Genomic DNA, 9978 nt, shown 5'->3' with positions numbered 1-9978 from the left:
GAACGACCGCTCACGGACGACGACCACGAGCGACGATCCCCGAACGACCGCTCACGGACGACGACCACGAGCGACGATCCCCGAACGACCGCTCACGGACGACGACCACGAGCGACGATCCCCGAACGACCGCTCATGGACGACGACCCACGAACGACCGCTCGCGGACGCCCACCCCCGGGCGATGCCCCCGCACGGCCGCTCACGGGCAGCGAATCACCTGTCCCGCGTACGAGAGGTTCCCGCCGAACCCGAACAGCAGCACGGGTTCACCGCTCGAGATCTCCCCGCGCTCCACGAGCTTCGACAGGGCGAGGGGGATGCTCGCCGCCGAGGTGTTCCCGGACTCGGTGACGTCGCGCGCGACGACCGCGTTCACGGCTCCCAACTTCTCCGCGAGCGGTTCGATGATGCGCAGGTTGGCCTGGTGCAGCACGACCGCGGCGAGCTCCTCGGGCGGGATCCCGGCCCGCTCGCACACCCGGCGCGCAATGGGCGGCAGCTGGGTCGTCGCCCACCGGTACACGCTCTGCCCTTCCTGCGCGAACCTCGCAGGTGTGCCCTCGATTCGGACCGCGTGCCCCATCTCGGGCACCGAGCCCCACAGCACGGGCCCGATCCCTGGCTCCTCACCGGCGGGGCACGCCTCGACGACGGCGGCCCCCGCACCGTCCCCGACCAGCACGCATGTCGTACGGTCCGTCCAGTCCGTGACATCGGACATCTTCTCGGCGCCGATGACCAGTGCCCTGCTCGCCGCGCCCGCGCGCACGGCGTGGTCGGCGGTGGCGAGCGCGTGGGTGAAGCCGGCGCAGACGACGTTGACGTCCATCGCGGCGGGCTGCGCCATGCCGAGCCGGGCCGCGACGCGGGCCGCCGTGTTCGGGGAGCGGTCGACGGTGGTGCAGGTGGCGACCAGGACGAGGTCGATGTCACCGGGCGCCAGGCCGGCCGCCGCCAGCGCCTTGGCGGCGGCGTGCGCGGCGAGCTCGTCGACGGGCTCGCCGGCTCCGGCGATGTGGCGCGTACGGATGCCCACCCGGGTCCTGATCCACTCGTCGCTGGTGTCGACCATGCCCGCCAGGTCCTCGTTGGTGAGCACCTTGGCGGGCTGGTAGTGGCCGACGGCGGTGATGCGTGAGCCGTTCATGGGTGGTTCCCCCTCGTTGCCGTAGGTGTCGGGATCCACCAGTCTGATCAGTGACTCACGGGTAGGACGGCAGGTGAAACGACAGGAATGGGGCGCCCGGCTTGTCGGCTTCCCGCAGTTCTTCGGGCGCCCCGGCATGTGCCCGAACTGTCACCCGGTGAAGAGCTGCTTGGCCTTCAGGACCAGCTCGTACAGGCCGTAGCCCAGCGGCGCCCCCACCCACACCCAGGCGAGGGCGATCAGGGCGCGCCGGTCAGGCGGGCTGCTCTCGGCGGCCATCGGCGGCCTCCTTCGGTGCGGGGACGTGGTGACGGGGGTGGACGGGCCGGACCAGCTCGTTGGCGGCGAAGCCGATGACGAGCAGCCCGATCATGATCACGAAGGACAGGCCGTAGAGGGACGACCCGTGCTTTCCGGCTTCCTTCTGGTGGTCGGCGATCCAGTTGACGATCAGCGGCCCGAGGACCCCGGCGGTCGACCAGGCGGTGAGCAGCCGGCCGTGGATCGCACCGACCTGGTACGCGCCGAACAGGTCCTTCAGATAGGCGGGGATGGTCGCGAAGCCGCCGCCGTAGAAGGAGAGGATCACCAGCGCACAGAGAATGAACAGCGGCTTGGAGGAGTCGCCGAACGACGCGATGAGCAGGTACATGATCGCACCGGCGCCCAGGTAGACGCGGTAGACGTTCTTGCGCCCGATCAGGTCGGAGGCCGACGACCAGCCGATCCGGCCCGCCATGTTGGCCGCCGACAGCAGGGCGACGAAGCCGGCCGCGGCGGAGGCCGACACCGGGGTGGAGGTGTCCGCGAAGAAGTCCGCGATCATCGGGGCGGCCTTCTCGAGGATGCCGATGCCGGCCGTCACGTTCATGCAGAGCACGATCCACAGGCACCAGAACTGCGGGGTGCGCACGGCGCTCCGGGCGGAGACCTGCACCCCTTCGAAGGCGCTCGGCCCGGCGGCCGTGCCTGCGAGGTCCTCGCTGCGCGGCACCCGTACCAGCAGGACCCCGAGCGACATGAAGACGGCGTACGACAGCCCGTGCACCAGGAAGGCGAGCGCGATCCCGGAGTGGTCGGAGCCGAAGGAATGGAGCATCTGCGCCGACCAGGGGGAGGCGATGAGCGCGCCGCCGCCGAAGCCCATGATGGCGATGCCGGTGGCCATGCCGGGCCGGTCCGGGAACCACTTGATCAGGGTGGAGACGGGTGAGATGTAGCCGATGCCGAGGCCGATGCCCCCGACGAACCCGTAGCCGAGGACGATCAGCCAGTACTGCTGTGTCTGCGCGCCCAGCGCGGAGATCAGGAAGCCGGTCGAGAAGCAGACCAGGGCGACGGTCATGGCCCAGCGCGGGCCGTTGCGTTCGACGAGCGTGCCGCCGAACGCGGCCGACAGTCCGAGCATCACGATGGCGAGCTGGAAGGGCAACGCGCTCTGGGTGCCGCTGAGGTGCAGGGCGGATTCGAGCGGCGGCTTGAACACGCTCCAGGCATAGGCCTGGCCGATGGACAGGTGGACGGAGAGAGCTGCGGGCGGCACCAGCCAGCGGCTCCATCCCGGGGGTGCGACAGGAGGGCTCATGATCCCGAACAGTAGGAAGGAGGACGGGAGTTGAGAACCCGCGGGTCGACCGTATGCGGTGAACGGTATCCAGGGTGCGCCGAACGGTCGTGCCGCCCGGTGTGACCCTGCACAAGGCAGGGCGCGGGGGCGGACGGCGAGCCCGATACGGCTCGCGGTCCGCCCCCGCGATGTTCTCACGTCCTCACCGCGCGGGATGTCAGAATCCGATGGCCTCGCGCAGTAGCAGGACGGTGCCACGCCCGGGATGCGGCTCGGCGTTGAGGACCAGCAGACGGTTGACCGCGCTCGGCTGCCCGTAGACCGCCTGGGCGCGCGCGGTCTCCAGTGGGAGGGCGTGCTCCTCGACCCGGCGCAGTGCGGTGCTCAGGTCGGGCACCACCTTCTGCGCCCCGACGACCCAGATCACCCTCGCGGCGCCGCCGGCACAGGCGGGCAGCTGGCTGCCGCTGCCCGAGGCGATGACGAGCGAGCCGGTCTCGGTGACGGCCGCGACGCTGGCGACGAAGACGTCGGGGGCGGCCACCAGCCGGCGGATCTGGTCGGACTCGGTGGCGCGGTCCATCTTCAGCACGCGCGGCCGGATGGCCTGGTAGCGGTCGCCCGCCTCGATGTCCTCCGCGATGCCGGAGATCCGAAGCGTCTCGCTGGCCCCGGTGAACACGCCCGCGCCCTGCGGGATCAGATCCTTGATGCGGGCGCGGGCCGCCGCGGCGTCGTCGAGCAGTTCGGCGGTGAAGCCGTTCGCCCGCAGCGCCGCGATCGCCCGGTCGAGCCGTTCGCCGGACGCCGGTGCGGCGAAGTCGTCGGCCACCCCCGTGGCCGACGCTCCCGTCTCGCCGGCCCGCGGTGCCCGACCGGCGTCCCCGGCCTTACCGGAGTCGAGCGCCTGAGCGTCGGGGCCGGGCGCCGAACCCCCCAGCGGGGTGCTGTCGAGGTACCTGACCTCGTAGACCCGCTCGGTGAACTTCCATCCCTCCGGCGTACGCCGGTAGGTGTCGTGGTAGATGGCGAAGTTCAGGCCCGATCGGCCGTCGAGCAGGCGCGCGATCTCTTGCACGTAGGTGCGACCGGTGGCGGTGTCACCGTCGATCCGGATGGTGCCTGGATGGCTGTTCTGCACGAAGAAGTCCCACTGGCTCTGCAGGCGTTCACCTCCGGTCCGGATCTCCTCCCGGCCGATGAGCTCGACCGGGACGTTGGGCATGCGCAGAACGCCGTCGGGGGTGAACAGTGCGGCGAGGCGGGCGCGGTCGCGCATCATCGCCGCGTCTGTGAACTCGGCGCGCAGCGCCTCGATCTCCACGCGGTCGGCGATCTCCTGGAAGTCGTTCATGCTGAGCTTCCTGTCCTGTGGATGGTGTCTCGTCCTCACCAGTCCGACAACGCAGCCCCACCGAATGTGAGGCGAGCCGCCGACCTCACGTTCCGCCACTCTGATTTGCCGTACCGGAGGGGGCACAAAGTCGCCGACGACGACCGGATCACGCACATCCGGGGGGTGCGCAACCCGGACCGTCCCAACGGGCCGACGGTCTCCGGTGCTGCACGGACTCTTGCCGCCCCAACTTCCATACTGTAGACAATATTTCGTCGACATCCTGTATCGACCCTCATCGGCAGTTCCTGCCACCTCCGCGGTACTCCCTCGACCGAACGGAGTGTTCCTGTGAAAGTCGCAGTTCTCGGCGCCGGTGCGATCGGCGCCTACGTCGGCGCCGCGCTGCACCGTGCGGGCGCCGATGTGCACCTCATCGCCCGTGGACCGCATCTGGCGGCCATGAGGCGGCACGGAGTGCGGGTGCGCAGCCCGCGCGGTGACTTCACCGCGCACGCCCACGCCACCGACGACCCGGCCGTGATCGGCCCGGTCGACTATGTGTTCCTGGGTCTGAAGGCCCACTCGTACGCGGCGTGCGGGCCGCTGATCGAGCCTCTCCTGCACGGCACGACGGCGGTCGTGGCCGCCCAGAACGGCATCCCGTGGTGGTACTTCCACCGCCACGGCGGCCCCTACGACGGCCGTCGCCTGGAGAGCGTGGACCCCCACGGCGCGGTCAGTGCGGTGCTCGCGCCGGAACGGGCCATCGGCTGTGTGGTGTACGCGGCGACCGAACTCGAAGGCCCCGGTGTCGTACGGCACCTGGAAGGCACCCGGTTCTCCGTCGGCGAGCCGGACCGCAGCATCTCCGGGCGCTGTCTGGCCTTCGGTGAGGCGATGCGGGCGGGCGGCCTGAAGTGCCCGGTCGAGCCGGACCTGCGAAGTGACATCTGGGTCAAGCTGCTCGGCAACATCTCCTTCAACCCGATCAGCGCGCTGGCCCGCGCCACCATGCGCCAGATGTGCCTGCACGGCGGCACCCGCAGGGTCATCGAGATCATGATGCGGGAGACGCTCACGGTCGCCGAGGCCCTCGGCTGCACGGTCGGCGTCTCCATCGAACGGCGCCTCGCGGGCGCCGAGCGCGTCGGCGACCACCGCACCTCCACGCTCCAGGACCTGGAACGCGGCAAACCGCTCGAACTCGACGTACTCCTCGCAGCCGTCGTCGAGCTGGCGGAGATCACCGGCGTCGAAGTGCCCACCCTGCGGACCGTGCACGCCATCTCGGACCTGCTCGCGCTGAGGAGCGCCGCATGAGGAAACGCGAACCGAAGACCTACACCCGGCTCACCCACCCGCTCGTCCGTGACTCCCGCGACGAGCCCTTCCGCCCGGCGACGTGGGAGGAGGCGCTGGACCGCACCGCGCGGGGCCTGACCCGCAACCGCGGCGCGTTCGGCATGTTCTCCTGCGCCCGCGCGACCAACGAGATGAACTACGTGGCGCAGAAGTTCGCCCGGGTGGTGATGGGCACCAACAACGTCGACTCCTGCAACCGCACCTGCCACGCCCCGAGCGTCGCGGGCCTGTCGGCCGCGTTCGGCTCGGGCGGCGGGACATCGTCGTACGAGGAGGTCGAGCACACCGACGTCATCGTGATGTGGGGCTCCAACGCCCGCTTCGCGCACCCGATCTTCTTCCAGCACGTGCTGAAGGGCATCAGGAACGGCGCGCGGATGTACGCCGTCGACCCGCGCCGCACGTCCACCGCCGAGTGGGCGGAGAGCTGGCTCGGCCTGAACGTCGGCACCGACATCCCGATGGCGCACGCGATCGGCCGCGAGATCATCCACGCCGGCCTGGTCAACGAGGCGTTCGTCGAGCGGGCCACCACCGGCTTGGAGGAGTACAAGGCGCTGGTCGAGCCGTGGACGCTGTCGCTCGCCGAGAAGGTGACGGGCGTACCGGCCCGCGCCATCCGGGAGCTGGCCCACGCCTACGCCCGCGCCGAGCGCGCCCAGCTGTGCTGGACCCTCGGCATCACCGAGCACCACAACGGCACCGACAACGTCCGCGCCCTGATCAACCTGGCCCTGCTCACCGGTCATGTGGGCCGCCACGGCTCCGGGCTGCAGCCCCTGCGCGGCCAGAACAACGTGCAGGGCGGCGGTGACATGGGGGCGATCCCGAACCGTCTGCCCGGCTTCCAGGACATCCTCGACCCCGAGGCGCGCCACCGGTTCGAGTCCGCCTGGGACACCGTCATCCAGCCGCACTACGGGTTGAACCTGACGGAGATGTTCGAGGCGATGGAGGAGGGCTCGCTCCGGGCGGTCTACTGCATCGGGGAGAACCCGGCGCAGTCGGAGGCGGACAGCGAACAGGCCGTGTGGCGGCTGCAACAACTGGACTTCCTCGTCGTGCAGGACATCTTCCTGACGAAGACGGCCCAGCTGGCGGACGTGGTGCTGCCCGCGACGGCCGGCTGGGCGGAGACCGAGGGCACGACGACCAACAGCGAGCGCCGGGTGCAGCGGGTACGCCGGGCGGTCACCCCGCCCGGTGAGGCGCGCGAGGACATCGACATCCTGTGCGACCTGGCGGCACGCCTCGGCCACGAGTGGAAGTACGCCGACGCGCAGGCCGTGTGGAACGAGCTGCGGTCGGTGTCGCCGGACCACTACGGGATGACGTACGCGCGCCTGGAGGAGCACCAGGGCATCCAGTGGCCGTGTCCCAGCACGGACCGGCTGGAACCCACCTACCTGCACGGCCGGTTGTGGGAGAGGGACCCGGAAAGGCGTGGCACGCCCGCGCCGTTCGGGATCGTCCGGCACGACCCGCCCGTCGACCTCACCGACGAGCAGTACCCGATCCGGCTGACCACCGGGCGTCGGCTCGACTCGTACAACACCGGGGTGCAGAGCGGTGGTTATGCCTCCCCGCTCCGGCGCGGCGAGTACGTCGAGCTGTGCCCGGAGGACGCCGAGCGCTACGGGGTCGTCGTCGGTGAGGAGGTGCGGGTGACCTCGCGGCGCGGGTCCGTGGTCGCGCCGGTGTGGATCGACACCGGCCTCAGGCCCGGGCTCGCCTTCATGACCATGCACTTCCCCGACGAGGTGGACACCAACCAGCTGACGATCGAGGCGAACTGCCCGATCGCCGGCACGGCGGAGTTCAAGGCGTCGGCGATCCGGATCGAGAAGCTGCCCGTCGCGACCATCGTGAGGTGACGCAAGTGGACCTGCACTTCGGTGACAGCAAGCCGACGGACGAGGAACGGGCGGCCGTCGACGCCCTGTTGGGCCCGCCGGAGTCCTCGTGGGATGGCGCCGACCGTACGGACGCCGACCTGAGGTGGGCCCGCGGCGGCCGCGCGGCCCGGGACCGCCGCGACCTGCTGTTGCCGGGGCTGCACGCGCTCAACGACCGGGTCGGCTGGATCAGCGAGGGCGGCCTCGACTACCTGTGCCGGCGGCTGACCGTGCCGCCGGCACAGGCGTACGGGGTGGCCACGTTCTACGCGATGTTCTCGGTCAGGCCCCGCCCGGTGACCGTGCTGCACGTCTGCACGGACCTGGCCTGCACGGCCGCCGGGGCGGCCGGGTTGTGCGCCGGTGTCGAGGCGCGGCTCGGCCCCGGCAGCGGGGTGAGCGTCGAGCGCAGCCCGTGCCTGGGCCTGTGCGAACGCGCCCCGGCGGCGCTCGCGATCAAGGCGGGCGACCCGGTGCGAACGGCGGTGTCGGCGCCGGGGACGGTGGAGGCGGCCGTCCTCGCCGCCACCGCGCCCGACTCGGCACCCAAGGAGCCGCAGGCGGCGATGGCGGTGCCCCAGGCCGGAGACCCGTCGTTGTTGCTCCTGCGCCGGGTCGGCGTCGTCGATCCGTCCTCCCTGGACGACTACCGGGCCCACGGCGGCTACACGGCCCTGCGCCGGGCCTTCGCACTCGGCCCCGCCGGGGTGATCCGCGAGGTCACCGACTCCGGTCTGCTCGGGCGTGGCGGAGCGGCCTTCCCCACCGGCCGCAAGTGGCAGACCACCGCGTCCCGGCCCGAGCACCCGCACTATCTCGTGTGCAACGCCGACGAATCCGAGCCGGGCACCTTCAAGGACCGCGTGCTCATGGAGGGCGACCCGTACGCGCTCGTCGAGGCGATGACGATCGCGGGGTACGCGATCGGAGCGCACCGGGGCTATCTGTATCTGCGCGGCGAGTACCCGCGCGCACTGCGCCGCCTGGAGCACGCCCTGGCGCAGGCACGCGCGCGGGGCCTGCTCGGTGACGACGTCCTGGGCCAGGGATACGCCTTCGACATCGAGATCAGGCGGGGGGCGGGCGCCTACATCTGCGGGGAGGAGACGGCCCTGTTCAACTCCATAGAGGGATACCGGGGCGAGCCGCGCTCGAAGCCGCCCTTCCCCGTGGAGAAGGGTCTGTTCGGCAGACCGACGGTGGAGAACAACGTAGAGACCCTGGTCAATGTGCTGCCCATCCTCACGATGGGCGCCTCCGCGTACGCCGCGATCGGCACGGAGATCTCCACAGGGCCGAAGCTGTTCTGCGTGTCGGGCAGCGTGGAGCGGCCGGGGGTCTACGAGCTTCCGTTCGGCGCCACGCTCGGCGAACTGCTGACGCTCGCGGGTGCGCGGGAGCGGTTGCGCGCGGTGCTGCTGGGCGGTGCGGCCGGCGGTTTCGTACGGCCCGACGAGCTGGAGATCCCGCTCACCTTCGAAGGCACCCGGCAGGCGGGCACGACGCTCGGCTCGGGCGTCGTCATGGCCTTCGACGACACGGTCCCCCTTCCGCGGCTGCTGCTGCGCATCGCGCAGTTCTTCCGCGACGAGTCGTGCGGGCAGTGCGTGCCGTGCCGGGTGGGGACCGTGCGCCAGCAGGAGGCGCTCCAGCGGATCGTGGAGCGTACGGGCGCCGACGCCGCCGACGACATCGCCCTGCTCCGGGAGGTGGGCCGCGCGATGCGGGACGCCTCGATCTGCGGTCTCGGGCAGACCGCGTGGAACGCCGTGGAATCCGCCATCGACCGTCTGGCGGCGTACGCATGACCGCGATACCGCTGGGGGTGCCGCGCAGGCTCGTCGAGTTCACTCTCGACGGGCAGCGGGCCCGGGTGCCCGAGGGCTCGACGATCCTGGACGCGTGCCGTGCCGCCGGGAGGGACGTCCCGACCCTCTGCCAGGGCGACACGCTCACCCCGAAGAACGCCTGCCGCGTCTGCGTGGTCGAGGTGGAGGGGTCGAGGACCCTCGTCCCGGCCTGCTCGCGGAAGGCCGAGCCGGGCATGGAGGTGCGGACCGGCACCGAGCGCACCCGGCACAGCCGGAAGGTCGTGCTCGAACTGCTCGCGTCCTCGGTGGACCTGTCCACCACGCCGGGGGCCGCCGAGTGGATCAAGGAGTACGAGGCGAAGCCGGACCGTTTCGGCCCGGACGCGGCCCGCGTCGACGAGCAGCCGAGGATCGACAACGACCTGTACGTGCGCGACTACGGCAAGTGCGTCCTCTGTTATAAGTGCGTGGACGCGTGCGGCGAGCAGTGGCAGAACACCTTCGCGATCTCCGTCGCCGGGCGCGGCTTCGACGCCCGGATCGCCGTGGAGCACGACGCGCCGCTGACCGACTCGGCGTGCGTGTACTGCGGCAACTGCATCGAGGTGTGCCCGACGGGCGCGCTGTCGTTCAGGTCCGAGTTCGACATGCGCGCGGCGGGTACGTGGGACGAGTCGGCGCAGACGCGGACCACCACGGTGTGCGCCTACTGCGGTGTGGGCTGCAACCTCACGCTGCACGTGCAGGACAATGAGATCGTGAAGGTCACCTCCCCGCACGACAACCCGGTGACCCACGGCAATCTCTGCATCAAGGGCCGTTTCGGCTACCAGCACGTACAGAACCGGGGCTGA

Annotated in this window: 8 protein-coding genes; 4 read left to right on the top strand and 4 right to left on the bottom strand. The window is 71.0% G+C overall.

Going from position 1 to position 9978, the window contains the following annotated elements; genetic code table 11:
* Positions 1–202 precede the first annotated feature (202 nt).
* The 4 genes from ACZ7L1_RS15745 to ACZ7L1_RS15730 form a co-directional block, all read right to left on the bottom strand.
* The gene (locus ACZ7L1_RS15745) at positions 203–1150 is read right to left on the bottom strand and encodes a beta-ketoacyl-ACP synthase III (RefSeq protein ID WP_471437600.1); all 948 of its coding nucleotides are present in this window, start codon (positions 1148–1150) and stop codon (positions 203–205) included.
* Between the two features lie 150 nt (positions 1151–1300).
* Positions 1301–1429, bottom strand: a complete 129-nt coding sequence (locus tag ACZ7L1_RS15740; protein WP_471437599.1) for an MFS transporter small subunit — start codon at positions 1427–1429, stop codon at positions 1301–1303.
* Positions 1404–2735, bottom strand: a complete 1332-nt coding sequence (locus ACZ7L1_RS15735) for an OFA family MFS transporter (protein ID WP_471437598.1) — start codon at positions 2733–2735, stop codon at positions 1404–1406. Before ACZ7L1_RS15735 ends, ACZ7L1_RS15740 begins: the two co-directional genes overlap by 26 nt.
* A gap of 199 nt (positions 2736–2934) precedes the next feature.
* Positions 2935–4071 carry an LUD domain-containing protein gene (locus tag ACZ7L1_RS15730; protein ID WP_471437597.1) on the bottom strand — a complete coding sequence of 379 codons (1137 nt, stop codon included), beginning with the start codon at positions 4069–4071 and terminating at the stop codon, positions 2935–2937.
* Between the two features lie 333 nt (positions 4072–4404).
* Between ACZ7L1_RS15730 and ACZ7L1_RS15725 the strand changes: the two genes are divergently transcribed.
* The 4 genes from ACZ7L1_RS15725 to ACZ7L1_RS15710 are packed head-to-tail and all read left to right on the top strand — an operon-like array spanning position 4405 to position 9978.
* Positions 4405–5376, top strand: a complete 972-nt coding sequence (locus ACZ7L1_RS15725) for a 2-dehydropantoate 2-reductase (RefSeq protein ID WP_471437596.1) — start codon at positions 4405–4407, stop codon at positions 5374–5376.
* The gene (locus ACZ7L1_RS15720) at positions 5373–7292 is read left to right on the top strand and encodes a molybdopterin oxidoreductase family protein (RefSeq protein ID WP_471437595.1); all 1920 of its coding nucleotides are present in this window, start codon (positions 5373–5375) and stop codon (positions 7290–7292) included. Before ACZ7L1_RS15725 ends, ACZ7L1_RS15720 begins: the two co-directional genes overlap by 4 nt.
* A gap of 5 nt (positions 7293–7297) precedes the next feature.
* On the top strand, positions 7298–9121 hold the full coding sequence (locus ACZ7L1_RS15715; RefSeq protein ID WP_471437775.1) for an NADH-ubiquinone oxidoreductase-F iron-sulfur binding region domain-containing protein: 1824 nt from the start codon (positions 7298–7300) through the stop codon (positions 9119–9121).
* Complete coding sequence (locus tag ACZ7L1_RS15710) at positions 9118–9978, top strand: 2Fe-2S iron-sulfur cluster-binding protein (RefSeq protein ID WP_471437593.1); 861 nt, start codon at positions 9118–9120, stop codon at positions 9976–9978. Before ACZ7L1_RS15715 ends, ACZ7L1_RS15710 begins: the two co-directional genes overlap by 4 nt.

It is taken from the genome of Streptomyces sp. NPDC107546 (assembly GCF_055639175.1).
The sequence above is the reverse complement of the archived record's forward strand: the minus strand, read 5'-3'. Positions and strand labels throughout refer to the sequence as shown.

Bases quoted from the DNA above. Each gene is read 5' to 3' on its own strand.
- ACZ7L1_RS15745 (WP_471437600.1), bottom strand. From the start codon at position 1,150: ATGAACGGCTCACGCATCACCGCCGTCGGCCACTACCAGCCCGCCAAG.
- ACZ7L1_RS15740 (WP_471437599.1), bottom strand. From the start codon at position 1,429: ATGGCCGCCGAGAGCAGCCCGCCTGACCGGCGCGCCCTGATCGCCCTC.
- ACZ7L1_RS15735 (WP_471437598.1), bottom strand. From the start codon at position 2,735: ATGAGCCCTCCTGTCGCACCCCCGGGATGGAGCCGCTGGCTGGTGCCG.
- ACZ7L1_RS15730 (WP_471437597.1), bottom strand. From the start codon at position 4,071: ATGAACGACTTCCAGGAGATCGCCGACCGCGTGGAGATCGAGGCGCTG.
- ACZ7L1_RS15720 (WP_471437595.1), top strand. From the start codon at position 5,373: ATGAGGAAACGCGAACCGAAGACCTACACCCGGCTCACCCACCCGCTC.
- ACZ7L1_RS15710 (WP_471437593.1), top strand. From the start codon at position 9,118: ATGACCGCGATACCGCTGGGGGTGCCGCGCAGGCTCGTCGAGTTCACT.